This window comes from Geobacillus sp. CX412, from assembly GCF_027942335.1.
GTDB lineage: Bacteria > Bacillota > Bacilli > Bacillales > Anoxybacillaceae > Parageobacillus_B > Parageobacillus_B toebii.
Map to the genome: position 1 here is coordinate 778,108 of NZ_CP103461.1, position 23,821 is coordinate 801,928.

The 23,821-nt window shown below is 43.2% G+C and carries 24 protein-coding genes, 4 pseudogenes and 1 other annotated feature; of the genes and pseudogenes, 25 read left to right on the forward strand and 3 right to left on the reverse strand.

All coding sequences use genetic code 11. The features are described from left to right. The first annotated feature begins 22 nt into the window (after positions 1-22). The 24 genes and pseudogenes from NXM86_RS03955 to pheA all read left to right on the forward strand — a co-directional run bounded on the left by NXM86_RS03955 (position 23) and on the right by pheA (position 19,907). A complete protein-coding gene (locus tag NXM86_RS03955; RefSeq protein WP_498958649.1) occupies positions 23-502 on the forward strand; it encodes a prepilin-type N-terminal cleavage/methylation domain-containing protein in 480 nt (159 codons plus the stop codon). A gap of 4 nt (positions 503-506) precedes the next feature. Further along, positions 507-1,255 (forward strand): annotated as a pseudogene (locus tag NXM86_RS03960) (prepilin peptidase). A 14-nt stretch (positions 1,256-1,269) separates the two neighbouring features. Next, the gene (gene pilM, locus NXM86_RS03965) at positions 1,270-2,223 is read left to right on the forward strand and encodes a type IV pilus biogenesis protein PilM (RefSeq protein WP_498958650.1); all 954 of its coding nucleotides are present in this window, start codon (positions 1,270-1,272) and stop codon (positions 2,221-2,223) included. Continuing rightward, positions 2,213-2,809 (forward strand): PilN domain-containing protein, encoded by a 597-nt coding sequence (locus tag NXM86_RS03970; protein WP_062753065.1) that lies wholly within the window; start codon positions 2,213-2,215, stop codon positions 2,807-2,809. Before pilM ends, NXM86_RS03970 begins: the two co-directional genes overlap by 11 nt. Then, positions 2,806-3,528 (forward strand): pilus assembly protein PilO, encoded by a 723-nt coding sequence (locus NXM86_RS03975; protein WP_498958651.1) that lies wholly within the window; start codon positions 2,806-2,808, stop codon positions 3,526-3,528. The genes NXM86_RS03970 and NXM86_RS03975 overlap by 4 nt, the downstream gene beginning before the upstream one ends. 199 nt (positions 3,529-3,727) lie before the next feature. Then, positions 3,728-4,666 carry a stage II sporulation protein B gene (locus NXM86_RS03980; RefSeq protein ID WP_498958652.1) on the forward strand — a complete coding sequence of 313 codons (939 nt, stop codon included), beginning with the start codon at positions 3,728-3,730 and terminating at the stop codon, positions 4,664-4,666. A gap of 227 nt (positions 4,667-4,893) precedes the next feature. Next, positions 4,894-6,261 (forward strand): ISLre2 family transposase, encoded by a 1,368-nt coding sequence (locus NXM86_RS03985; RefSeq protein ID WP_190305579.1) that lies wholly within the window; start codon positions 4,894-4,896, stop codon positions 6,259-6,261. A gap of 237 nt (positions 6,262-6,498) precedes the next feature. Continuing rightward, the gene (locus tag NXM86_RS03990; RefSeq protein WP_081188787.1) at positions 6,499-7,059 is read left to right on the forward strand and encodes a Maf family protein; all 561 of its coding nucleotides are present in this window, start codon (positions 6,499-6,501) and stop codon (positions 7,057-7,059) included. 47 nt (positions 7,060-7,106) lie between these two features. Beyond that, positions 7,107-7,787, forward strand: coding sequence for a RadC family protein (radC, locus tag NXM86_RS03995; protein WP_015864657.1), 681 nt, complete (start codon positions 7,107-7,109; stop codon positions 7,785-7,787). A 161-nt stretch (positions 7,788-7,948) separates the two neighbouring features. Next, positions 7,949-8,968, forward strand: coding sequence for a rod shape-determining protein (locus NXM86_RS04000; RefSeq protein ID WP_089097956.1), 1,020 nt, complete (start codon positions 7,949-7,951; stop codon positions 8,966-8,968). Positions 8,969-8,989: 21 nt separating this feature from the next. After that, positions 8,990-9,856, forward strand: coding sequence for a rod shape-determining protein MreC (gene mreC, locus NXM86_RS04005; RefSeq protein ID WP_062677146.1), 867 nt, complete (start codon positions 8,990-8,992; stop codon positions 9,854-9,856). Beyond that, positions 9,853-10,370, forward strand: a pseudogene (gene mreD / locus NXM86_RS04010) (rod shape-determining protein MreD). Before mreC ends, mreD begins: the two are co-directional and overlap by 4 nt. A 13-nt stretch (positions 10,371-10,383) precedes the next feature. Then, positions 10,384-11,100, forward strand: coding sequence for a septum site-determining protein MinC (gene minC, locus NXM86_RS04015; RefSeq protein ID WP_015864653.1), 717 nt, complete (start codon positions 10,384-10,386; stop codon positions 11,098-11,100). A gap of 2 nt (positions 11,101-11,102) precedes the next feature. Further along, positions 11,103-11,906 carry a septum site-determining protein MinD gene (minD, locus tag NXM86_RS04020; RefSeq protein WP_015864652.1) on the forward strand — a complete coding sequence of 268 codons (804 nt, stop codon included), beginning with the start codon at positions 11,103-11,105 and terminating at the stop codon, positions 11,904-11,906. Positions 11,907-12,007: 101 nt separating this feature from the next. Next, positions 12,008-12,769, forward strand: a complete 762-nt coding sequence (locus NXM86_RS04025) for a M23 family metallopeptidase (protein ID WP_015864651.1) — start codon at positions 12,008-12,010, stop codon at positions 12,767-12,769. Further along, positions 12,762-13,625: a M50 family metallopeptidase gene (locus NXM86_RS04030; protein ID WP_062677148.1), complete on the forward strand. Its 864-nt coding sequence runs from the start codon at positions 12,762-12,764 to the stop codon at positions 13,623-13,625. Before NXM86_RS04025 ends, NXM86_RS04030 begins: the two co-directional genes overlap by 8 nt. A gap of 171 nt (positions 13,626-13,796) precedes the next feature. Further along, positions 13,797-13,879: a sequence feature (ribosomal protein L21 leader region), on the forward strand. Between the two features lie 15 nt (positions 13,880-13,894). After that, complete coding sequence (gene rplU / locus NXM86_RS04035; RefSeq protein WP_015864649.1) at positions 13,895-14,203, forward strand: 50S ribosomal protein L21; 309 nt, start codon at positions 13,895-13,897, stop codon at positions 14,201-14,203. A gap of 11 nt (positions 14,204-14,214) precedes the next feature. After that, positions 14,215-14,547, forward strand: a complete 333-nt coding sequence (locus NXM86_RS04040; RefSeq protein ID WP_015864648.1) for a ribosomal-processing cysteine protease Prp — start codon at positions 14,215-14,217, stop codon at positions 14,545-14,547. Positions 14,548-14,562: 15 nt separating this feature from the next. Beyond that, positions 14,563-14,853 carry a 50S ribosomal protein L27 gene (gene rpmA, locus NXM86_RS04045; protein ID WP_015864647.1) on the forward strand — a complete coding sequence of 97 codons (291 nt, stop codon included), beginning with the start codon at positions 14,563-14,565 and terminating at the stop codon, positions 14,851-14,853. A 189-nt stretch (positions 14,854-15,042) separates the two neighbouring features. Next, positions 15,043-15,582, forward strand: a complete 540-nt coding sequence (locus tag NXM86_RS04050; RefSeq protein WP_062753053.1) for a sporulation initiation phosphotransferase B — start codon at positions 15,043-15,045, stop codon at positions 15,580-15,582. Between the two features lie 207 nt (positions 15,583-15,789). Continuing rightward, complete coding sequence (locus NXM86_RS04055; RefSeq protein WP_012749019.1) at positions 15,790-17,037, forward strand: RNA-guided endonuclease InsQ/TnpB family protein; 1,248 nt, start codon at positions 15,790-15,792, stop codon at positions 17,035-17,037. A 242-nt stretch (positions 17,038-17,279) separates the two neighbouring features. Then, complete coding sequence (obgE, locus tag NXM86_RS04060) at positions 17,280-18,566, forward strand: GTPase ObgE (RefSeq protein WP_143415128.1); 1,287 nt, start codon at positions 17,280-17,282, stop codon at positions 18,564-18,566. A 29-nt stretch (positions 18,567-18,595) separates the two neighbouring features. Continuing rightward, positions 18,596-19,038: pseudogene (locus NXM86_RS04065) on the forward strand (ACT domain-containing protein). Positions 19,039-19,058: 20 nt separating this feature from the next. Next, a complete protein-coding gene (pheA, locus tag NXM86_RS04070) occupies positions 19,059-19,907 on the forward strand; it encodes a prephenate dehydratase (protein WP_015864643.1) in 849 nt (282 codons plus the stop codon). A 63-nt stretch (positions 19,908-19,970) separates the two neighbouring features. Here pheA and NXM86_RS04075 read toward each other — a convergent pair whose 3' ends face one another. The 3 genes and pseudogenes from NXM86_RS04075 to NXM86_RS04085 all read right to left on the reverse strand — a co-directional run bounded on the left by NXM86_RS04075 (position 19,971) and on the right by NXM86_RS04085 (position 22,160). Then, a complete protein-coding gene (locus NXM86_RS04075) occupies positions 19,971-20,432 on the reverse strand; it encodes an NUDIX hydrolase (RefSeq protein ID WP_498958653.1) in 462 nt (153 codons plus the stop codon). A 48-nt stretch (positions 20,433-20,480) separates the two neighbouring features. Continuing rightward, positions 20,481-21,020 carry a transcription repressor NadR gene (locus tag NXM86_RS04080; protein ID WP_015864641.1) on the reverse strand — a complete coding sequence of 180 codons (540 nt, stop codon included), beginning with the start codon at positions 21,018-21,020 and terminating at the stop codon, positions 20,481-20,483. A gap of 1 nt (position 21,021) precedes the next feature. Continuing rightward, positions 21,022-22,160 (reverse strand): annotated as a pseudogene (locus tag NXM86_RS04085) (IscS subfamily cysteine desulfurase). Positions 22,161-22,265: 105 nt separating this feature from the next. Between NXM86_RS04085 and nadB the strand changes: the two are divergent. Beyond that, positions 22,266-23,816: an L-aspartate oxidase gene (gene nadB, locus NXM86_RS04090; protein WP_498958654.1), complete on the forward strand. Its 1,551-nt coding sequence runs from the start codon at positions 22,266-22,268 to the stop codon at positions 23,814-23,816. Positions 23,817-23,821 lie beyond the last annotated feature (5 nt).

Sequence of the window (23,821 nt, forward strand, 5' to 3'; positions counted from 1 at the left end):
AAATAGGGAGAGGGGTATTACAATGATAAAACGATTAGTGAAAAACGAACGAGGACTCACGTTGATTGAATTGCTTGCCGTCATCGTCATTTTAGGGATTATCGCGGCGATTGCGATTCCGGCGATTGGCGCCATTATCGACAACTCGAAAAAGGATGCGCATATCGCGAACGCCAAACAAATGGCAAGCGCGGCGAGACTGGCATTATCTTCTGGAGCATTTGATACGACAAAAACTTCATTTACAATGCAAGAATTATATGAAGCTGGATATCTAGAAAAAATCCCAAAATCACCAGGAAATAAAACAACAGCATACGATACCAGTAAAAGTATAGTAACCATTGATAAACAAAAACTTACTAATGATGATAAAAGTGATAAGGGAGGAGAAAGTGTAACTTATAAGGTAACGCTAGTCGGTAATGATTCAGGAAAATTTAAATATATCAATAATAAAGATGTTGATAGCTTAACAAGAAAAGATGTAAAACTTGAATAGCAATATGCACGCTATCATAGTATTTTTATACTCCCTCCTCCTCGGCTCGTTTTTTAACGTTGTTGGTCTTCGCGTGCCGGTGGGAGAGTCGATTGTGTTTCCTCGTTCGCATTGCCCGCGCTGCAAGCGGCAGCTTACGGCGCGGGAACTTATTCCTGTTGTGTCATACGTGTGGCAAGGCGGAAAGTGCCGGGGATGCGGGGAGCGAATTTCTTTGCTTTATCCGTTTGTTGAGCTGTCGACAGCGATTCTTTTTACGATTTCGCCGCTTTTGGTGGGATGGTCAAAAGAATTGATCGTATGCTGGACGCTCATTTCGTTATTAATGATTATCTTGGTTTCCGATGTTCGCTACATGATTATTCCCGATAAAGTGCTGCTTGTATTTGCGGCGATATTCTTTTAGAGAGGCTGTGGATTCCGTTCATACCATGGCGGGATGCGCTTGTTGGCGCGGCGGCTGGCTTTTTGCTGCTTTTCCTCATTGCCGTCATCAGCAAAGGCGGCATGGGCGGCGGCGATATTAAATTGTTTGCGCTGCTTGGATTTGTGCTTGGATGGAAAACGGTGTTGCTTGCGTTCTTTTTTTCCACGTTTTATGGAACCGTAATTGGGCTTATTGGCATGGCGCTTGGCAAAGTCCGGCGCCGGGAGCCGATGCCGTTCGGTCCGGCGATCGTTCTTGGGTCATTAACGGCCTATTTTTTTGGACAAGACATCGTCGAATGGTATAAGCAAATGATTTTCTTTTGATATGAGGGGAAAACATGAATATGTTTACGCTGTTTCAGCCAAGGCATAAAGTCGCGAATCTAGTAATAAAAGACCATGTCATTCGATATGTAGAGACAAAGACAAACGACCCATTATCCGTTCATAAATGGGGAGAGCACCATCTTCCAAAAGGAATTATTCATGACGGAAAAATCATCGATCGCGAGACATTAGAAATGATTTTAGAAGAATGTGTTGATGAATGGAAATTAAAAAAACGCCGCGTTCGTTTCATTGTGCCAGATCCCTTCGTTATTATTCGTCGAATTCCGCTTCCTGCTGATTTGGAAGAAGATGAAATTCGCAGTTATTTGTTTATGGAATTAGGAACAACGATTCCGTTGCCGTTTGATAATCCGGTGTTTGACTACATTGTTTTGGAAAAGACGCAGGAAGCGACCGTTGTTTTGTTATTCGCTGCTCCAGAACATTCGGTGTTAAGTTATGCGCAGCTTTTAGAAGATGTAAAACTTCGCCCGATAGCTGCTGATGTTTCTCCACTATGTGCATATCGTCTTTTTTATATGGCCGATCAAGTGAAGAAAGACGATCATATTTTGCTTATTCAGTTTGATCAATCTTCTGTCAATGTTAGCGCATTTGATGAACATAAACCTGTTTTTATGCGCCATCTTTTGCTGGAGCAGTATGAAGAAATAAATATGGAGAAAGATCAACAGCTCGTTGATCCGTTTGAAGATATATATAAAGAAATGGAACGGATGATGAGCTTCTATTCCTTTTCCATCCATCAAGGAAAACAGCAAATTACCCGTGTATTTCTAATGGGGGATCATCCGCGTTTGTCCCATATTTATCAAGCGCTGCAAGAACGGCTGGACGTTCCTGTAGAACAGCTTTCGGCTGCGATGGCAAGTGCAGTGGATGCGCGCTATCATCTCGCATGGGGACTTGGATTAAAAGAGGGAAATGACGATGATCGTTGAGATAAATTTACTGCCAAAAAAAGAACCGAAAAATGTTGTCTTTCTTTTTATCACAGTGATCATAACTGCGATTGTCTTGATTGCCGCGGCTGTTTTTTATGTTCTTATCGACAGAGCGGAGACGCAAATCGACTCACTAGAAAAAGAGCTGAAACAGACGCAGGCGCTTCAAGCGATCGAACAGCAGAAGCTTGCGGATATGCAATCTGTAAAAGAAATAGAAGAATTAGATAAAACAGTGCAATGGGCGAAAGATTACCCGCTTAAAATGGTGCCTCTTTTGCGCAACATGACGAAATTGCTCCCAGAACGCGGATTTATCATGAACTTTTCCTATGCTGAGGATGGAACGGTAACGGTTTCGGTGCAATTTGATACAAGCGAGCAAGCGGCCTATTATTTAAAACGGCTGTCGGACGCAAAATTTATTGCCGATGTGCAACTGAAAAGTCTTACTGCGGTGAATGCAAACGAAAAAAGCGATGAACAAGGGACAACCGAAGAACAAGTAGTACCGCGTTATCTCGCGCAATATGAAATGCATATTCGTAAACAAGCGCTAGAAGAAAAGGAGAAACAATCATGACCGTACGTTTCTCAAAACGACAGCTTTTCGTTTTTGTTCTTATGCTTACAGTTCTTGGCGCTGCAATTATCGGCCTTTATTTTTATCTGCTTTATCCGCGTTACCAACAAATTGAAGAGTTAAACAATACGGTGGCAAGTGAGAAAAAAATATTGGCTGCTACAAGAGCAGAGATTGCCAAACAAAAGTCCAGTTTGCCGGAAAGTGTCGTGGAGCTTCAAAAAAAGATACCGGTCAAGCCGCTTACAGAACAGCTATTACTTGATCTGGAAAAAGCAGAAGTAGTTTCAGACAGCACGATTTCTAGCATGACTTTTAATGAAGAGGAAAATGCAACAGGAGAGCAGCAAAAAACGGATGCATCATCAAAGACAGAACAATCTTCTTCTAGGCTGCCGGACGGATTAAAAAAAGTGACGGTGCAATTGACGGTGCAATCCCCGTCATACTATCAGCTTGAGCGTTTTTTACAGACGCTTGAAAATCTTAACCGCATTGTGTCGATTGAATCGCTGTCTTTTACTGGAAATCCGGAATTGACATCGGTAGATACAGAAGTGAATCCGTTAACCTATTCGGTAACGGTCAGCGCATTTTATTATCCGAAATTAGCAAAATTGCAAAATATGCTGCCGCAAATAGACGTTCCCCCTCCGAGCAAAAAGCGGAATCCACTAACAGAAATCATTCCTGAGGGGCAACCGTCGCCGCAGCAGTAATGGATGGCGAACAGCTGTGCACTTATTCGGAGCAATCGCCGGAAGTTCCTGTCGAAGCATTGTCTGTTCAGCAAATACGTGACCGATAATAGCAAAATTTGCCGAAATTATCCGAGAACAAGACGACAAATGTCTTGTTCTTTTTTTCTTTGTTTATGATAAGATAGGCGAGAAATGAAAGAATAAGGATGGTGACATAATGGACAAGCATGGGCAAGAAATTACGGTGAAAATTAACGGAAAAGAGCAGCCGTTTACTACGGATAAGCCGAAACATATAGAGAGTGTTTTGGAAAAAGAAAAGGAGGCGGAGTCAGGGGCATTTGTTTCTTTCCAACCACAAAAGAAAAAGAAACGTAAACAGCGCTCGCCAATTACTGGCGCGTTCAACGCACGGGTTAAATCTGCTATTTTTTCAATCGCGATGGCGATCATTATTGGAACATGTTTTGGATTCATCGTATTAAATGTGATTCCAAAGCAAAAAACTCATTCACCGCAAACGATGGAAACGGCGCTGCCGATTCCGATAGAGTCCAAAACTTCGACAAATCCAGCCACGAAATCTGCTAATGAGACTGCTATTTCTCCATTTACGGTCAGCGTGATTCAAGCAGGAGTATTTACGGATCGAGAAGCAGCGGCTGCCTATGCCAAAAAACTCCAATCTTCCTCCATTCCTGTTGTAGCTGTTGGAGAAAAACCAGTTGCTTTGTTTATTGGTGTTGCAAATGATAAACAACAATTGCAAGCGGTAAATGAATTGTATAAACAGAAGGCACAAAGTACATACGTAAAATCGCTATCGTTTGTAAATAACAGCGACCAACGCAAGCCAGTAATAAAAGCAGGCGAAACGTTATACGCGCAAATGGCTGCTATTTCCGCTATTTTGTTGGGAAAAGGAGATGTAAACACAGATAATTGGAAAAAGCTAGAGAATGATTATCAACAATTTATATCCAAAACGGTTCCTAACGACGATCATATAAAGCAATACGTTTCTCACATGAAAAAAGCATATTATTCATTAACTGTTTATAAAACAAGTAAACAAGAAGCGATGCTGCAGAAAACGCAACAAGAATTGTTAAAAGCGTTAAAATCGTATATTGCCATTTTCCCATTGCGAAGCTAGCGGGCTTCTTTTTTTTCGCGTTTTTTCGACTTGTGTGAGTAAAATGTTTGTGGGAAAAATTCTTAGAAGTTCCCCGATGAGGGGGTTGGGAACGTAGGTTCGCAATCCCCCCTCATCGGGGCCACCAAGCGAAGCGCGGTAGGATCCCAAGCAGGAAACATGAAAAAAGGACTCTCTCCCTGGTAAGATGTTCATTGACCACACTACAAACAGGAGGAGAGAGTCCTATGAATATTCAACAACATCTTACCACAAATTCGTTGACATGGAAAGAGATCGAACTTGCTTTGTTTCGAGCCTTGCAAAACGCCTTCGCCGAGCTGTTTACGGCTCTGTTGGAGGACATCGACCGGCAATTGGCAGAGAATCGAGATAAGCGCCGATACCACTTGAAAGACAAACGACGCACCACGATTCAAACCCTGTTTGGCGAAGTCACCTTTGAGCGAAACTACTATTTAGACCGAGAACAAAACCGTTACACATTTTTGCTGGATTCCTTTCTCGCGTTTGATGGATCGCAGTCAATCAGCCCTTGTCTAGAAGAAACAGCGGTGGGATTGGCGGTGGAGTGCTCTTCCTATCGCAAAGCGGCTCGTACGCTTGCCCAGATGGTCGGGTATCCGGTGATGAGCCATGAGGCGATCCGCCAGTTGGTGCTCGAGGCCGAAGTTCCGCTGCACTGCCCGGTGGACCAGCGATATGGACGGGTGCTGTTGGTGGAGGCCGATGGACTGTTTGTTTCCCGCCAAGGGAAGGGAAAACGGGCCAAGGAAGACAAAATCCTGACCGTTCACGAAGGATGGAAGCGCAACGGCTCCCGGATCGAATTCGTGAATCAGCGCCATTACGTCCATGAGGGCAAGGGGGAGGTGTGGGAAGGCTTCGAGGAATTTTTGATAAATGAATATGCCTATGATCCTTGCCGGGATCTTCTTGTCATCAACGGGGACGGCGCTCCATGGATTACCGCGTGCCGGGAGTATTTCAAGGGACGGGTCTGCTTTCAATTGGATCGATTCCACGTGGCGCGTGAATTGCGCCAATGCCTCTCGGGCCATCCACGGTGGCAGGCGATTCGGCAAAAGCTGGTGAAGCAGGATGAAGAGGGGTTGCTTGTGGAACTGAACAGCGCCCTCGGTACGCTGGGGGACGAAGCGAAAGAACAACAGCTGGCTGCCTTGATCCACCGGATCGAATCGATGCCGGGATGCATCCGTGATTACCGGGAATGGCTGAAGGAGCAAGGAGTGGACACAACGGGCATGTATCCGATGGGGAGGGCTGAAAGCGTGATGAGCCAGTTGGCGTATCGGGTGAAATACCGCCGCAGTTGGACAGACAAGGGACTCAGGGCGTTTTTCAAGGCAATGATTGCCCGGATGGATGGGATTCGTCTTTTCGGACGTCGTTTCGGAGAAGAATCGTCGCATCCGGCGGAGGAAACGGCATCCACTAAACAGACGGTCGTGAACAAGGCGAAACAACGCGTCCGCCGTCTTCTTCCGGAGGTAACGCGGAATAACGTGCCATATTTACAGCAATCGTCCGGGACACCGATCTATCATGCCCTGTCTGAACTCAAAGGATGGTAAAAAAGGTATACATATCGATCTGTCATGGCAAGGGATGAGAGTTCGAAAGCGCTTACGGATAAAATTCAAAAAAATGGTTCGCCAATCTATGACTTACACCTGTTTTCAGCGAACCAAAAAAGTTCCCACAAAATCTTGACTGACTCTTTCGACTTTGAGAAATTGTGTTGAATCGCAAAATTTGGTACGATACATGTGTATCTTCCGATTTGAAACGAATGCAAAAGGGTGATATGGATGAAACAGTTGATTTTAGCCTCAAGTTCCCCTCGTCGAAAACAGCTGCTTGAATTAGCTAACCTCCGCTTTCAAATCCTCGCTAGCCACATTGATGAGCAAATTCATGAAGCCAAGTCCCCGGAACAAGCCGTACAGCTGCTTGCCTATCGTAAAGCAAAAGCTGTTGCCGATCACTATCCTCATTCGTACGTCATCGGGGCGGATACGGTCGTCGTTTATCAAGATAACATTTTAGGAAAGCCGAAAACAGAAGAAGAAGCAGCGGCCATGCTGCGCATGTTGTCAGGCAATGAACACCATGTACTAACAGGAGTAGCCATTCTTTCCCCAAACGGTCAATCATTGTTTGTGGAAAAGACAAAGGTGTTTTTTTGGGATTTAACAGAAGAAGAAATTTTCGATTACATTGCGACGGGAGAACCGATGGACAAAGCGGGAGCGTACGGTATTCAGGGACGCGCTGCTTTATTTGTCAAACGTATTGAGGGAGATTATTTTAACGTTGTCGGGCTGCCGTTGTCACGGACAGTGCGTGAGCTGAAGCGCCTTGGTTGGTAACTTTTTTCGGTTGATAAAAAGAAAAAAAGGAGTGAATATAAAATACGATGACGTTTATGATTCGCGATGTGCCAAAGGATGCCCGCCCACGTGAACGGCTTCTTTCTTCTGGTCCGGAAAGTTTGGCTGATCACGAGCTGCTTGCCATTTTGCTTCGGACAGGAACAAAGGAAGAATCGGTATTGCAGCTTGCTCATCGCTTGCTTAAGCATTTTGAAGGACTTCGGCTGTTAAAAGATGCTACGATTGAAGAAATAACAAGCATTAAAGGAATTGGGACAACGAAGGCGGTTCAAATTTTGGCGGCAATCGAGCTCGGCAGACGAATTAGCCGCCTTAGTTACAATGGGAGATATGTGATTCGTTCCCCAGAAGACGGAGCAAAATATGTCATGGAAGATATGCGTTTTTTGTCCCAAGAACATTTTGTCGCTATTTATTTAAATACAAAAAATCAAGTGATTCATCGAAAAACAATATTTATTGGCAGTTTAAACGCCTCTATCGTTCATCCGCGTGAAGTGTTTAAAGAAGCGATCAAGCGATCTGCTGCCTCGATTATTTGTGTGCATAATCATCCCTCCGGCGATCCAACTCCAAGTCGAGAAGATATTGATGTGACGAAACGCCTTGCCGAATGCGGTCGGATTATTGGGATTGAATTGTTAGACCACCTCATTATTGGTGATCAAAAATTCGTTAGTCTGAAAGAAAAAGGATATGTGTAGTAGTTCTCATTTTTTGTCGAATAAGTTATAATAACAACTATGAGTTTTTATCATGTTTTGGGCGGTGTCGTACAAAACATTGAAACAACAACATGGGTAAATTCGACAAATTTAGCGGATCGTTATAAAAGCATTTCGTTTCAGAAAGGAAGATATAGAGTATGTTTGGATTTGGGACAAGAGACCTTGGCATCGATTTAGGAACAGCAAATACGCTCGTGTATGTAAAAGGAAAAGGAATTGTTGTTAGAGAACCATCTGTTGTTGCGTTGCAAAAAGATACGAAACAAATTGTCGCTGTCGGTAATGAAGCGAAAAATATGATTGGTCGGACTCCTGGAAATGTCGTCGCACTTCGTCCGATGAAAGACGGGGTGATCGCTGACTACGAGACAACGGCGACGATGATGAAATATTACATTAAACAAGCGACAAATAAAGGATTTTTTGCAGGGAAACCGTACGTGATGGTATGTGTACCGTATGGGATTACCGCTGTAGAAGAGCGCGCTGTCATCGATGCGACGCGTCAGGCGGGAGCTCGTGATGCCTATACGATTGAAGAGCCGTTTGCTGCAGCGATCGGTGCAAACCTTCCAGTATGGGAACCAACGGGAAGCATGGTCGTTGACATCGGCGGTGGTACGACAGAAGTTGCGGTTATTTCTCTCGGCGGCATCGTCACGAGCCAATCGATTCGCATCGCTGGTGACGAGATGGATGAGGCAATTATTCACTATATCCGCAAAACGTATAATTTAATGATTGGCGAACGGACAGCGGAGGCGATTAAAGTCGAAATCGGCTCGGCAGGGGATGCAGAAGGAATTGGAAAAATGGAAATCCGTGGCCGTGACTTATTGACAGGACTTCCGAAGACCATTGAAATTAGCGCAGAGGAAATTGCGGAAGCATTGCACGATACGGTTTATGCGATTGTTGATTCCGTAAAAAATACGTTAGAAAAGACACCGCCGGAATTAGCTGCCGATATTATGGACCGCGGCATCGTGCTTACAGGCGGAGGCGCATTATTGCGCAATCTCGATAAAGTCATCAGCAAAGAAACGGATATGCCTGTTATTATTGCTGAAAATCCGCTCGATTGTGTAGCAATTGGAACAGGAAAAGCGTTAGATCATATCGATTTATTTAAAAACAAAGCGAGAAGCCATCGCTGACGGTAAGAGGGTGTCAACATCATGCCACAGTTCTTTTTAAACAAACGGCTCATTTTATTGCTTGTCAGTATTATTATCCTCGTGGCATTGATTGGTTTTTCCTTAAAAGATCGCAATGAACTGACATGGTCTGAGCAGTTTTTAAAAGATACAACCGGTTTTGTCCAGCTAATTTTCCATAAGCCCGCACAACTCGTTGCGGGCTTCTTTGAGAATGTGAATGATATAAGGAATACATATAAAGAAAACAAGCTGTTAAAAGAACGCCTCGAGGAATATGTATCCTTAGAAGCGCAAGTGCAAACATTGAAAAAAGAAAATGAAAGGCTTCGTGCTCTTTTAAATAAAAAAGAAAGCTTGCGTGATTTTGTTCCAATTCAGGCGACTGTTATTGGAAGAAACCCAGACCGTTGGCAAGAAACGGTCATCGTCAATAAAGGCCAGCAGCATGGTGTAAAGAAAGATATGGCGGTGATTACACCAGAAGGGCTAGTAGGAAAAGTGCAGCATGCCGCCCAATTTACTTCCACGATTCAATTGTTGAGTGCATCGGATCAAAAAAATCGAATTTCTGCATATGTACAAGGAAAGGAAAATGTCTTTGGATTAATCGAAGGATATGATGAAAAACGAAGAGCGTTGTTGTTAAAAGAAATTCCTTTTGATGCAAAAATCAAGAAAAAACAAAAAGTGTTAACATCCGGCCTCGGCGGAATTTTCCCAAAAGGCCTTGTCATTGGCGAAGTGATGGAAGTAGTGCCAGATCAATACGGGCTGACAAAAATGGTTTACGTGAAACCAGCAGCTAATTTTTATGACATTGATGACGTGATTATTGTAAAAAGAAAAATTGATGAGACATTTGAGGAGAGGGAGGAAGCAAAATGAAAAAATGGGCGCTTCCTTTCCTTGCCGTTTTATGTTTTGTTAGTGAAAGCATTTTTGTTGATTTGTGGCCAAAGAACGAGCTGTATATGCATTATTTTTTTGTACCGCGCTTTTTCTTGTTTTTCTTGTTTTCACCACTATTTATATAGGAAAAACGCGTGCGATGGTTTACGGGTTTATTTTTGGCGTGCTTTATGATTGTGTATATACGGAATTGCTTGGGGTTTATGCATTTGCATTTACTTTCATCGCTTACATAGTATCGAAAGCGATGAAAGTGTTTTATCAACATTGGTTAATCGCTTGTTTTCTTAGTCTTCTTTCTATCACCATTCTTGAATTATATGTATATGGAATTCAACTGCTCATTGGAAGAACCGATATGCCTTTTGAAGCATTTTGTTCTGAAAGATTATGGCCAACGTTGTTGTTAAATGCCGTGTTTCTTATTTTACTTTCATACCCATTGAAACAATGGTTAGTAAAAATCAAACGTTTTGAGCGGGAAGAGTAAAAAAGGAAAATGAATGTTTTTTGTAGAATTATTCGTTGAGGTGAACGTTGTGACGAAACCAAAACAATATATAACGATTAAAGGGACGAAAGATGGACTAACGTTGCATCTCGATGACACGTGTTCCTATGATGATCTATTAAAAGAACTGGAAGAAAAACTAACGGTAAGCGAAAAGGCAGAATCGGACGGTCCGCTCGTTTCTGTTCATCTCAAAGTTGGAAATCGTTATTTAACTCCGGAACAAGAAGAAGAATTGCGCACATTAATTCGCCGCAAAAAAAATTTGGTCGTCGAATCGATTGAAAGCAATGTGATAACGAAGAAAGAAGCGCTAGAGTGGAAACGGAAAACGGAAATTGTGTCAGTTTCAAAAATTGTTCGTTCGGGTCAAGTGTTGCACGTAGAAGGAGATCTTTTATTAATTGGCGACGTCAATCCAGGAGGAACCGTTATTGCTGGCGGAAATATTTTTATTCTCGGAGCATTGCGGGGAATTGCTCATGCCGGATATTACGGAAATAAAGAAGCGGTCATCGCCGCATCCATTATGAAGCCAACACAACTGCGAATCAGCGATGTGATGAATCGGGCGCCCGATTACAAAACGGATGAGCGGAATGAAATGGAATGCGCATATATCGATGATCATAATCAAATTGTTGTGGATCGCTTGCAGCTGCTTATGCATTTGAGGCCGAACTTGACGCGGTTAGAAGGGAGAGTGTAACAGTGGGAGAAGCTATCGTCATTACATCAGGCAAGGGTGGCGTCGGAAAAACGACAACAACTGCAAACGTTGGAACAGCGCTGGCCATACTTGGAAAGCGAGTTTGTCTTGTGGATACAGATATCGGGTTGCGTAACCTCGATGTTGTAATGGGGTTAGAAAACCGCATTATTTATGACCTGGTTGACGTTGTGGAAGGCCGTTGCACCGTGCAAAAAGCGCTAGTAAAAGATAAACGATTTGATGATCATCTCTATTTATTGCCTGCCGCGCAAACAAGCGATAAATCCGCGGTCACTCCAGAGCAGATGAAACAGTTGGTGGATGAGTTAAAGCAAGACTATGATTATGTGTTAATCGATTGCCCGGCAGGTATTGAGCGAGGTTATAGAAATGCCGTGGCGGGAGCGGATGAAGCAATTGTTGTAACAACGCCGGAAGTATCGGCAGTGCGTGATGCTGACCGGATTATTGGTTTACTAGAAAACGAGGAACATATAAAGCCACCAAGGCTTATCATTAACCGCATTCGCAGCCATATGGTAAAAAACGGAGACATGCTTGATGTCGACGAAATCGTCATGCACTTATCCATTGATTTATTAGGAATTATTGCCGATGATGAAAACGTCATCAAAGCTTCCAATAAAGGGGAGCCAATCGTTCTTGATCCGAACAGCAAAGCATCGATTGCGTATCGCAATATTGCGCGAAGAATTCTCGGAGAGTCCATCCCGCTGCAGCCGCTGGAAGATGAGCAAAAAGGAATTTTCTCGAAAATTAAAAAATTATTTGGCGTACGTTAATCCCTGCTGATCAAAATAGCAGGGATTTTTTATTTATCATATCTTCCAAGGTTGTCTAATAAACTAGTACAAACTATGTTTGGAAGGGATGGTGAGGAATAATGAATCGACGCGCTCAAGAAATCCGTAAGCGAATTGAAAAACGGAGAAAAGAAAGGCAGCATTTTGGGACATCACACCAGGAATTGTGGGCGATCACAGATGAAGAACGATACGGTCAGCCAGTAGTGACGTATGATCGCTATCCATTTGATGAAGAGAAACATCCAATCTTTAACAAAGAAACGTTTATTTTGAAAATGCTTCTTTCCGCCTGTCTTGTTTTAGTAACAGCCATTTTATTTAAAAATCCATCTGATTCGTTAGAACCAGCCCGTCAGTTTGTGAAAAATACGATGGAGAAAGAATTTCAATTTGCTGCCGTTTCAAAATGGTATGAAAAGCAGTTCGGCGAGCCGCTTGCGCTAATTCCTACAGAAAAACAAACAAAAACAATGCCAAAACAATATGCCGTTCCTGCATCAGGACGAGTTCTGGAAAGTTTTAAGAAAAACGGTCAAGGGGTTATGGTAGAGACAGCTAGCAATGCGAAAGTGGAAGCGGTGAATGAAGGAATCGTTATATTTGCTGGCACCAAGGAGAAGCTTGGGAAAACCGTAATCATTCAACATGCAGATGGAAGCGAGTCATGGTATGGCAACTTAGGTACGATTGCCGTAAAACTGTACGATTTTGTAGAAACGGGCAAGGAAGTCGGAACAGCGATGACGAACAGCCATGATCAAACAAAGGCGGTATTTTATTTTGCCATTAAACAAGGAGATCATTTTATTGATCCGATTCAGGTGATTTCCTTTGAGTAAGTATGTCGCATTGTTTACAAAAATTCATATACATCCGCTATTATGGCTGTTTGGTGGTATTGCGGTGATCACCGCGCATTTTAAGCAATTGTTTCTTTTATTTCTTATCGTGTTGATTCATGAGCTTGGACACGCTGTTGCTGCTGCTTTTTTTTCATGGCGCATCAAACAAATTTTACTGCTTCCGTTTGGGGGGGTAGCCGAAGTAGAGGAACACGGAAATCGTCCGTTTCATGAAGAACTTATTGTAACGCTAGCTGGACCAGTGCAACACCTTTGGCTGATGGGTATTGCGTTTTTTTTATGGAAAGCGGGTGTTATGACGGACGAAGGATGGAGTTTATTTGCTCATTACAATGTCGCGCTTCTTTTTATTAATCTACTGCCTATTTGGCCGTTGGATGGGGGAAAGCTGCTATTCCTTGCATTGACCCGCTACTTTCCTTTTAGTGAAGCGCATAAAAAAATGATCATTCTGTCATTTGTAGCACTTATGTTGTTTTTCAGCAGTGTTCTATTGTTGCAGCCGCAGCAATTTGATTTGTGGATCATGATGATATTTCTCTTTATTTCGTTATGGAAAGAGTGGAGACATCGCCATTATGTGATGATGCGGTTTTTACTCGAGCGCTATTACGGAAAACGAGGAAGCTATGCGAAATTACGGACTATTCATGTTTCTGAGGAAGAGACGATTATTCAAGTGCTGCAAAACTTTTACCGTGGCCAGAAACATTCTATTGTTGTTACAAAGCGCAATCATGAGCGAGTAACATTAGATGAAAATGAGTTGCTTCATGTATTTTTTTCTGAAAAACAATCAAACGAGAAACTGGGAAATCTTGTTTATATATGAATGATTGATGAACCTCTCTCACCTCCATTCCTTTAGAGGTGGGAGATTTCATGGGAAAAATGTTAAATGTATTGACAGTTCTAGTTGTATTATGGTACTATTTCACGTGTTGTAGACAATTTTGTACCGTTCGCGAAAACGGACAAAAGACGGTGCAACGTATTTTTAGCACCCGTACTACAACCGCTCAGCGCGGGTTTATAAAGCGTTCGGCATCCCGAACCGCCTTGTCGCTGGCGAGTCTGAGTCTATATAGGGAGGTGCAATTCATGTACGCAATTATCGAAACTGGCGGTAAACAAATTAAAGTAGAAGAAGGACAAGAAATCTACATCGAAAAAATCGATGCCCAAGAAGGCGAAACGGTAACGTTTGACAAAGTATTATTCGTAGGCGGCGAAACAGTAAAAATCGGCAACCCTACAGTAGAAGGGGCAACGGTAACGGCGAAAGTACAAAAACACGGCCGTCAAAAGAAAATTATCGTTTTCAAATATAAGGCGAAAAAGAACTATCGTCGCAAACAAGGCCACCGTCAGCCTTACACAAAAGTAGTAATTGAAAAAATTAATGCATAAAGGCATTTGGGATGATTAAAGTAGAAATTGAGCGCACAAAGGAAGGCAAAATTCGCGCATTTACGATAAAAGGACATGCGAATTTTGCAAACCATGGGCAAGATATCGTTTGTGCTGGAGCATCTGCAGTGTCGTTTGGCGCGGTCAATTCGATCATCGCGTTAACGAACGTTCAACCGCATATTACACAAGGAGAAAATGGCGGCTATCTCCGCTGCGAGCTTCCTGTTATTGAAAATGAAGCAACGGCAGAGAAAGTTCAGCTCCTCCTTGAAGCGATGCTCGTTTCTTTACAAACGATAGAACGTGATTACGGAGAATATATTCGCGTTATTCAACGATAGCGGGAGGTGACAGATATGCTAAGACTAGATCTCCAATTTTTCGCATCGAAAAAAGGGGTAGGTTCGACAAAAAACGGACGTGACTCCATTGCGAAACGCCTTGGCGCAAAACGCGCTGACGGCCAATTCGTCACTGGCGGTTCGATTCTTTACCGTCAACGCGGTACGAAAATCCATCCAGGATTGAACGTTGGCCGCGGCGGCGATGATACGCTTTATGCGAAAATTGACGGCATCGTTCGTTTCGAACGTCTCGGCCGTGACCGCAAAAGAGTAAGCGTATATCCTGTTAGCAAAGAAGCATAAGCAAATGGGAAGGAAACTCTAACCTTGTCTTGGTTAGAGTTTTCTTTTTGTTTTTTCAGAAAAGCGTGAAAAAGCATTCACGTTTCTTGTAGAAAAATGCTATAGTAAAGATAAATGGACGATCGATCAAGTTGCGTGATTGATGAATAGGCTACGGATGGAAAAACAGTGGAGGATAGTGGAACACGAATGGAAAAGCAATGGAGAATAGTGGATGTATTGCGTCATTCCCGCCACGACTGGCTGAATAAAATTCAGCTTATTAAAGGGAATTTGACGCTAAATAAAATAGAGCGAGTTTACGAAATTATTGATGAAATTATTGGCGAGATGCAGCAGGAAACGAAGCTTACCAATTTAAAAGCGGTACAATTTGCGGAATGGATGATGACTTATAATTGGCAAACACGGCTTATTTCATTAGAATATGAAGTGCTTGGGGATGAATGTGATTTATCCTCTTATGACGAAGATTTAACAACATGGAGCAGCAATTTTTTGAATTTAATGGAACAACAAGCGGATACGCATGACGAAAATCATATGAGCATTTCCATTGAAGTGTTAAGCGAGGAAGTAAAGTTGTTTTTTGATTACAGCGGAACGATAAAAGATAAGGATATCATTGTTCAATGGCTTCGTGAGCATCGACAGCAAGCGGCGATCCATCTCGAATCTTTTGATATACATAATAATGAGATGACCGTACTTATAAAAATTATCCTTTGACGGCATTCGTGATGGAACAGGTGGCCGCGGTTTACTGAATAGATATAATAAAAGCTACTTATTTTTATCTTAATTAGGCGAGAAGACTCCCACTTCAACGAAGCGAAGCGGAGTAAGTGGGAGATGAATCGCCTTAACTATATTTTGCTGAAAATAGGATAGATTCAGTAAAATATAGTATCATATAGTTAGATGGGAGGTGAAAAAATGTATTTTTGTATCAAACAACAGCTAAATGGTTTGACCAAAGAAGAATACTTGACTCTTCGAGAACTGTGCCATATTGCCAAGAACATGTACAACGTCGGATTGTACAATGTCAGACAATACTATTTTGAACACAAGGAATTTCTTAATTATGAGAAAAACTATCATCTTGCCAAAACGAACGAAAACTATAAGCTGTTAAACAGCAACATGGCACAGCAAATTTTAAAAAAGGTTAATGAGGCTTTTAAATCTTTCTTTGGCTTAGTAAAACTAGCCAAACAAGGCAAATATGACTACAAGGCTATCAGTATCCCAAAATATCTTAAAAAAGATGGCTTTCATTCACTAATCATTGGTCAAATTCGTATAGACGGCAACAAATTTACGATACCGTATTCTCGCCTATTTAAAAAGACTCACAAGCCTATCACGATAACGATTCCGCCTGTGTTACTTGACAAAAAGATTAAGCAGATTGAAATCATTCCTAAACATCATGCCAGGTTCTTTGAGATTCAGTACAAATATGAAATGCCTGAAGATCAAAGAGAATTAAATGACCAAAAAGCACTGGCGATTGATTTAGGAGTGAATAATCTTGCCACTTGTGTCACATCAGACGGCAGATCGTTTATCATTGATGGGCGGAGATTAAAAAGTATTAATCAATGGTTTAACAAAGAAAATGCCAGACTTCAAAGCATAAAAGATAAGCAAAAAATCAAAGGTACAACCCGTAAACAAGCTTTGCTTGCTATGAATCGCAATAATAAAGTGAATGATTATATCAACAAGACTTGCCGTTACATCATAAACTACTGTATTGAAAATCAAATTGGCAAACTTGTCATTGGCTATGCGGAAACATTGCAGCGCAATATGAATCTAGGAAAAAAGACAAATCAAAACTTTGTCAATATTCCTCTCGGTAATATAAAAGAAAAACTAGAGTATCTTTGTAAATTTTACGGCATTAAATTCTTCAAACAGGAAGAGTCATATACGTCTAAAGCCAGCTTTTTTGACGGGGATGAGATTCCTGAATATAATGCCGACAATCCAAAAGAATATAAGTTCAGTGGCAAACGTATTAAGCGAGGTTTGTATCGAACAAAGTCCGGCAAACTAATCAATGCTGATGTAAATGGTGCATTAAACATCTTAAAGAAAAGTAAAGCTGTAGACCTGAGTGTCTTATGCTCTAGCGGCGAAGTGGACACGCCTCAAAGAATAAGGATTGCTTGAAGCAGTCAAACTTCTTTGGAAGCCCCCACTTCAAATTTTCGCTAGAAAATTAAGTGGGGGTAGTTCACTAGTGGATGGATGCAACATTTTTACTGAGAGCATCAAGCGTTTGCTTGCCGACCTTGTGCGCTATTTTACATGAACAGAAACGATCGTGTTCCTATATAAGACACTATTATTTCTGGTTTTTGTGCAAAATAATAAACAGTCATGGCATCAAGAATAGATCGGAGGAAAACAAGATGTTTGTCGACCAAGTGAAAATTTACGTAAAAGGCGGCGATGGCGGCAACGGAATGGTTGCGTTTCGCCGTGAAAAATATGTTCCAAAAGGCGGACCTGCCGGCGGTGATGGCGGAAAAGGCGGAGACGTTGTCTTCGTCGTTGACGAAGGATTAAGGACGCTCATGGATTTTCGTTATCAGCGTCATTTTAAGGCGCCAAGAGGCGAAAATGGCATGTCGAAAAATCAGCACGGAAAAAACGGTGAAGATTTGATCGTCAAAGTACCGCCGGGGACGGTTGTCATCGATGCGGACACCAATCAAGTATTAGCGGATTTAACGGAAAACGGTCAACGATTTGTCGTCGCAAAAGGCGGACGCGGCGGACGAGGAAATACACGTTTTGCCACGCCGGCAAACCCTGCACCGGAAATCGCGGAAAACGGGGAGCCGGGAGAAGAACGCAATGTCATTCTCGAATTAAAACTGCTCGCTGATGTCGGCTTAGTCGGTTTTCCGAGTGTTGGAAAATCAACGCTTCTGTCCGTCGTTTCTGCGGCGAAGCCAAAAATTGCCGAATATCATTTCACTACGCTTGTTCCTAATTTAGGCGTGGTCGAAACGGATGATGGCAGAAGCTTTGTCATGGCCGATTTGCCTGGGCTGATTGAAGGCGCCCATCAAGGCGTCGGATTAGGCCATCAATTTTTGCGCCATATCGAACGGACGCGCGTCATCGTCCATGTCATTGATATGGCGGCGACAGAAGGGCGGGATCCGTACGAAGATTACCTAGTGATCAACGAGGAGTTAAAACAATACAATTTGCGGTTAACGGAACGCCCGCAAATTATCGCTGCCAATAAAATGGATATGCCGAATGCCGAAGAAAATTTGCAAAAGTTTAGAGAAAAAATCGGGGACGATGTGCCGATCTTTCCGATTTCCGCGGTGACTAAACAAGGGGTGCGCGAACTGCTATTTGCAATCGCCGACCTTTTAGAAACGACGCCGGAATTCCCGCTTCACGAAGTGGAAGAGCCAGCGGTGCAGCGCGTCGTCTACAAGTATGAAAAAGAGGAGCCGCCATTTACGATTACAAGAGGCAGTGATGGAGCGTTTATTCTATCTGGAGAAAAAGTCGAAAAGTTATTTAAAATGACTGATTTTTCAAGAGAGGAATCCGTTCGCCGTTTCGCCCGACAGTTGCGGGCAATGGGGGTCGATGATGCGTTGCGTGAGCGCGGTGCGAAAGATGGAGACATTGTAAGGATTTTGGATTATGAATTTGAGTTCGTTGATTAACGCTTAAAGGGGCAGGGGAGGGAGGCACGATGGATAAAAAATTTTACTTAGTTCGTGAAGACGTATTGCCAGAAGCGATGCGAAAAGTGCTTTTAGCAAAAGAATTGCTAGAGCGAAAAAAAGTTGATTCTGTCGCGGAAGCAGTGCGGTTAGTGGATGTCAGCCGGAGCATATTTTATAAGTATCGTGACGCGGTATTTCCGTTTCAAGCGGTAGTGAAAGAAAGTATTGTTACATTATTTTTCATTTAGAAGACCGCTCCGGCACCCTTTCCCAACTGCTTAGCGTTGTTGCGGCAGCAGGCTGCAACGTGCTGACGATTCATCAGACGATTCCGCTTCAAGGTCGTGCAAATGTTACTCTATCTATTAGCACAAACGAGATGAAAGAAGATATTGAGGAGCTGCTTGCGAAGTTGCGGCGGCTTGAATTTATCGAAAAAGTTGAAATTGTTGGCTCGGGAGCGTATTAAAGTAAGGGAGAGGCAATAAAATGAAAATTGGTTATTTAGGGCCAAAAGCAACATTTACCGATTTAGCGGTAACAACGATGTTTCCTCGCGCAGAAAAAATTCCATACCATACCATTCCAGAATGCATTGATGCGGTAAGCAATGAAGAGATTGATGCTGGGGTAGTACCGCTTGAAAATGCGTTAGAAGGCTCGGTTAATTTAACGCTCGATTATTTAATTCATGAACAATTGCTTCCAATCGTTGGGGAAATTATCGCACCCATTCAACAGCATTTAATGGTCCACCCATACCATGCGCATCATTGGACGGAAGTGAAAGAAATTTATTCTCATTCGCATGCGATTGCGCAATGTCACAAATTTTTGCACGCTAATTTAAAAAAAGCAAAGCACGTATATATGACATCGACAAGCGCAGCTGCGAAATTCGTCAGCGAACGTCCGCACCTTCCGATTGCGGCGATTGCCAACCGGCTGGCGGCCGAAGAATATGGGCTTACGATCGTGCAAGAAAATATTCACGATTATGATTATAATCATACCCGTTTTATTATCGTCCGCAAGCAAAACGAACCGCTGAAAATCGATTCGCCGCTGTATGCTGGGGATAAAACGACATTGATGGTGATGCTTCCGAAAGATCAGCCCGGCGCTCTTCACCAAGTGCTTTCCGCGTTTGCGTGGCGCAAATTAAACTTGACGAAAATCGAATCCCGCCCTGCGAAAACGGGATTAGGAAACTACTTTTTTATCATCGATATTGACCAAAAGATGGATGAAGTGTTAATTCCAGGTGCGATCGCTGAGCTTGAAGCGCTCGATTGCACCGTGCAAGTATTAGGGAGTTATCCGTATTATATTATATAAACCTCTCTCCCTATATTTTCGCTTAGCGGAGGAGGCTGCGATAAAAAATAAGCCGTCCCTAACCTATAGCGGCGGGGATGGCTTTATATGTTTCTCTATGACGCGGCAATGGCTTTGGATCATTTGTTCTGGAAGCTCGTTAATTGGAAAAAACCTCACATCTAATGATTCCTCAGGATTTGCGCGGATTTCTCCGGAAAATTCATTCGTTTCATACACGATTGTAACGGCATAAAATTCATCTCCATTAGGAACTTTCACGTACATGTCTGGTCCGGAAAGGACATCGAGGAGCCGGCAGCTTCCGATGGTGAGTCCTGTTTCTTCCCATACTTCCCGTCTTGCTGTTTCCTCGGCCGATTCCCCAAGCTCCATTAATCCGCCTGGGAGCCCCCAATATCCTTTAGGTTGTCTGCGCTTTTGCAGCAATACTTCGTTTTTTTCATTTTTGATGATCGCCAGTGCGCCAACTAAAATGACGGGGCGATGGCCGATAAGGGCGCGCAGTTCTTCAATGTAACCCATACCATTCTTCCTTTCAGTTGTTTCGAAATTATTGTAAGGGGCGAATCTCTACGACTCAATGAGAAACCCGGCTTTTTGGAGAGCATGACAGGCAGCGTCGAGCTTGGCGGTCGAATCCGCTTCAATCGTATGAAGATGAGTGCCATCTGTCAGCTGCAGCAAATACGATGCCTTCGTTTCTTCAATTTTTTGAATGAATTGATCGACTTCCAGCCGATTGCTGACCATCACGGAAGCGGTTAAATCCCCATATACGGGATGCTCGATTTTCACATCTTTGACAGTGACGCCGTGGTCAACGAGAATATATAATTCTTCTTTTGTTTGTTCAGGCGTATGAAAGCACGCGATGGTGCGCGTATATGTTTGTGCTGGAATGTTTGGCGGCAAGTATAAATATCCTTGGCTCGTGGCGATAATCGGTTCATTGCGCGCTTTTAATAGTGAAATATCTTGCACGATTACTTGGCGGCTGACGTTTGTTTTTGCGGCGAGCTCGGCGCCGGTGATCGGCCTTTTGCTTTCTTTTAGCCACTGCAAAATGAGCTGGCGCCGCTTTTCCCCGAGAATTTTTTTCTCTTCTTTCAATTCATTCAAACTCCTTTCTTTGCTGACTGATTCGCTCAAGGGAAGACACAAGTTGGTCAATGTCTTTTTCCGTCGTCCATTTCCCGAATGAAACACGTATAAACTGTTTTGCTTCTTCTACAGATTTTCCAACTGCCAACATCGTCCGCGAAGGAGCTTGTTTTCCAATTTGACACGCACTTCCAGTGGAAATGGCGATGTTATCACGGTTGCATTCCAACATGACATATTGCCCTTCAATTCCATGAACGCAAAGCCGATAATATGTGGCAGGCGAACGTTAGGATGCCCCTCTGCCGTAACGGGCAAGCCTTTTTCACGAATAAGCGCCAGCAAGTAACGGCGCAGCTGCTCGAAACGAGTTTGTTCGGCATCTATATTTTCGCAAATGTGCTGTGCCGCGGTGATAAAAGAAGCGATTCCAGGCACATTGACTGTTCCCGGGCGAAATCCGTATTCATGAGTGGCGTTAGGAAAGCATGGCTGCCAGTTGATGCGCGGGTCAATATATACCGCACCGACCCCTTTTGGTCCATAAATTTTATGGGCAGAAATCGAAAGGCTGTCAACGAACATCTTTTTCACATCTATTCGTATTTTACCAAAAGTTTGGACACAATCGCTATGAAAGATTACCCCATGACGCCGAAGCAGCCGTCCAATTTCGTCAATTGGCTGTATTGTTCCGATTTCTGAATTGGCGTGTTGAATGGAGGCAAGAATCGTTTTTGGTGTAATCGCCCGTTTTAAATCGCCGATATCAATTTGTCCAAAACGGTTAACCGGTAAATAAGTGACCTCAAATCCTTCTTTTTCTAATTGTTGGAATAGATGATAAAGGGAAGCGTGTTCAATCTCGGTTGTTATGAGATGATTTCCGCGGTGGCGATGCGCGTTAATAAGCGAATGAATAGCAAGAATATTGGATTCTGTTCCACCGCTTGTAAAATAAATCCCTCGTTCCTCGCCGCCAATAAGCGTGGCAAGTTCTTTTCGGCAAATAGTTAACAGTCGTTCGGCATTGCTTCCGATATCGTGTAAACTGCTTGCATTTCCAAAGTAAGCGTCAGCTGCTTCTACATAGGCATTTAGCGCTTCTTTGCTCATCGGTGTTGTAGCGGCATAGTCAAGATAAATCATCAAAATCATTCCTTTTGTTCACAAAATGTTAACAAAACTCTTGTCATTAGTTTAAATATATGTAAATATAGGTGTCAAGACAGTATGAAATTAGGAGGCAATTTTATGCCAGAAAATGGAGTTATTATCATCGGAAGCGGCATTGCGGCGTTAACCACTGCCTATTATTTGCATGAACATAAAAATGTGACGATTTTCACAAAAACAAAAAAAGAAGAAAGCAATTCATGGCTGGCACAAGGTGGTGTCGCTGCGTCCGTTTCACAGGAGGATGATTGGCGTTGTCATTTTGATGATACGATGACTGCTGGCTGTCATCATAATGACGAAAAGGCGGTTGAACTGCTCGTTCGTGAGGGGCCAAAACGAATTCGCGAATTAATAAATGCAGGATTGTCATTCGATGTCAATCAGGATGGCATCCTACATCTTGGACAGGAAGGGGCGCATAGTAAACGGCGGATTTTGCATGCAGGAGGAGACCAAACAGGGAGAACCATCGTCTCGTTTTTGTTAGAAAAGTTAATGGGATGCGTGACGATCGTGGAGGGCGAGTATGTCATCGAACTGCTTGTTGAAAATGGCCGCTGCGTCGGAATTAAGACGAAAAATCAATTAGGAGAGATTTCGTGCTATTATGCAAGCGCCGTCGTGCTCGCAGCGGGAGGATGCGCGGGGATGTATGCTTTTTCTTCGAATGCTTCAACGGTTACAGGGGATGGGATTGCATTAGCTTATCGCGCCGGCGCGGTTATTGCCGACGTCGAATTTATCCAATTCCATCCGACGATGTTGTTTGTCGATGGGAAAGCGGTTGGCTTAATTTCAGAAGCAGTACGTGGCGAAGGTGCGGTGTTAGTGACAGAAGACGGGCGGAGAATGATGGAACATGTCCATCCACTAAAAGACTTGGCTCCCCGCGATATTGTAGCCCGTGCTATTCATGACGAAATGAGCAAGGGACATCGTGTCTATTTAGATATTTCAGCGATTCCGAGTTACCGCGAACGATTTCCGACGATGGCAAATCTATGCGCGGAACATGGTATTGATATGGAAACAGGCAGGCTTCCGATTGTGCCAGGCGCTCATTTTTTGATGGGCGGCGTTTTGGTTAATGATTGCGGACAGACTTCCATACAAGAGTTATATGCCGTCGGAGAGGTGGCATGTACAGGTGTTCACGGGGCAAATCGGTTGGCGAGCAATTCGCTGCTGGAGGGAATTGTGTTCGGAGCGCGCGCTGCAGAGGCGATCCGAAGAGAAACAGCGCAGCCGACACCATTACGTAAAAAAACAAATAATATACACAGTATCAAAAGGGGCGTGAACGATTTACCAGAAATACCAACCATTCAAACCATCATGTCAATATATGCGGGCATCGTTCGTCATGAACAAGGCCTGCAACGTGCAAAACAGTGGTTTGAACAATTTCCGTTGTCTGACTTTGTGAATGGTTCGCTTGATGATTTTTCCATCGAGGAAATTACGGTTATTCATATGCTGTTAACCGGCTGGCTTATAACAACATCGGCGCTAGAGCGTACAGAAAGCCGGGGCGGGCATTATCGCACCGATTATCCGTTTGAGAGAGAACAATGGAGACAACGGCGTATTCGGCGGACAAAAAAAGAGCTGACCGTAACGGTATAACAATT

Bases quoted from the DNA above. Each gene is read 5' to 3' on its own strand.
- NXM86_RS03955 (WP_498958649.1), top strand. From the start codon at position 23: ATGATAAAACGATTAGTGAAAAACGAACGAGGACTCACGTTGATTGAA.
- pilM (WP_498958650.1), top strand. From the start codon at position 1,270: ATGAATATGTTTACGCTGTTTCAGCCAAGGCATAAAGTCGCGAATCTA.
- NXM86_RS03970 (WP_062753065.1), top strand. From the start codon at position 2,213: ATGATCGTTGAGATAAATTTACTGCCAAAAAAAGAACCGAAAAATGTT.
- NXM86_RS03975 (WP_498958651.1), top strand. From the start codon at position 2,806: ATGACCGTACGTTTCTCAAAACGACAGCTTTTCGTTTTTGTTCTTATG.
- NXM86_RS03980 (WP_498958652.1), top strand. From the start codon at position 3,728: ATGGACAAGCATGGGCAAGAAATTACGGTGAAAATTAACGGAAAAGAG.
- NXM86_RS03985 (WP_190305579.1), top strand. From the start codon at position 4,894: ATGAATATTCAACAACATCTTACCACAAATTCGTTGACATGGAAAGAG.
- NXM86_RS03990 (WP_081188787.1), top strand. From the start codon at position 6,499: ATGAAACAGTTGATTTTAGCCTCAAGTTCCCCTCGTCGAAAACAGCTG.
- radC (WP_015864657.1), top strand. From the start codon at position 7,107: ATGACGTTTATGATTCGCGATGTGCCAAAGGATGCCCGCCCACGTGAA.
- NXM86_RS04000 (WP_089097956.1), top strand. From the start codon at position 7,949: ATGTTTGGATTTGGGACAAGAGACCTTGGCATCGATTTAGGAACAGCA.
- mreC (WP_062677146.1), top strand. From the start codon at position 8,990: ATGCCACAGTTCTTTTTAAACAAACGGCTCATTTTATTGCTTGTCAGT.
- minC (WP_015864653.1), top strand. From the start codon at position 10,384: ATGTTTTTTGTAGAATTATTCGTTGAGGTGAACGTTGTGACGAAACCA.
- NXM86_RS04025 (WP_015864651.1), top strand. From the start codon at position 12,008: ATGAATCGACGCGCTCAAGAAATCCGTAAGCGAATTGAAAAACGGAGA.
- rplU (WP_015864649.1), top strand. From the start codon at position 13,895: ATGTACGCAATTATCGAAACTGGCGGTAAACAAATTAAAGTAGAAGAA.
- NXM86_RS04040 (WP_015864648.1), top strand. From the start codon at position 14,215: ATGATTAAAGTAGAAATTGAGCGCACAAAGGAAGGCAAAATTCGCGCA.
- rpmA (WP_015864647.1), top strand. From the start codon at position 14,563: ATGCTAAGACTAGATCTCCAATTTTTCGCATCGAAAAAAGGGGTAGGT.
- NXM86_RS04050 (WP_062753053.1), top strand. From the start codon at position 15,043: ATGGAAAAGCAATGGAGAATAGTGGATGTATTGCGTCATTCCCGCCAC.
- NXM86_RS04055 (WP_012749019.1), top strand. From the start codon at position 15,790: ATGTATTTTTGTATCAAACAACAGCTAAATGGTTTGACCAAAGAAGAA.
- obgE (WP_143415128.1), top strand. From the start codon at position 17,280: ATGTTTGTCGACCAAGTGAAAATTTACGTAAAAGGCGGCGATGGCGGC.
- pheA (WP_015864643.1), top strand. From the start codon at position 19,059: ATGAAAATTGGTTATTTAGGGCCAAAAGCAACATTTACCGATTTAGCG.
- NXM86_RS04075 (WP_498958653.1), bottom strand. From the start codon at position 20,432: ATGGGTTACATTGAAGAACTGCGCGCCCTTATCGGCCATCGCCCCGTC.
- nadB (WP_498958654.1), top strand. From the start codon at position 22,266: ATGCCAGAAAATGGAGTTATTATCATCGGAAGCGGCATTGCGGCGTTA.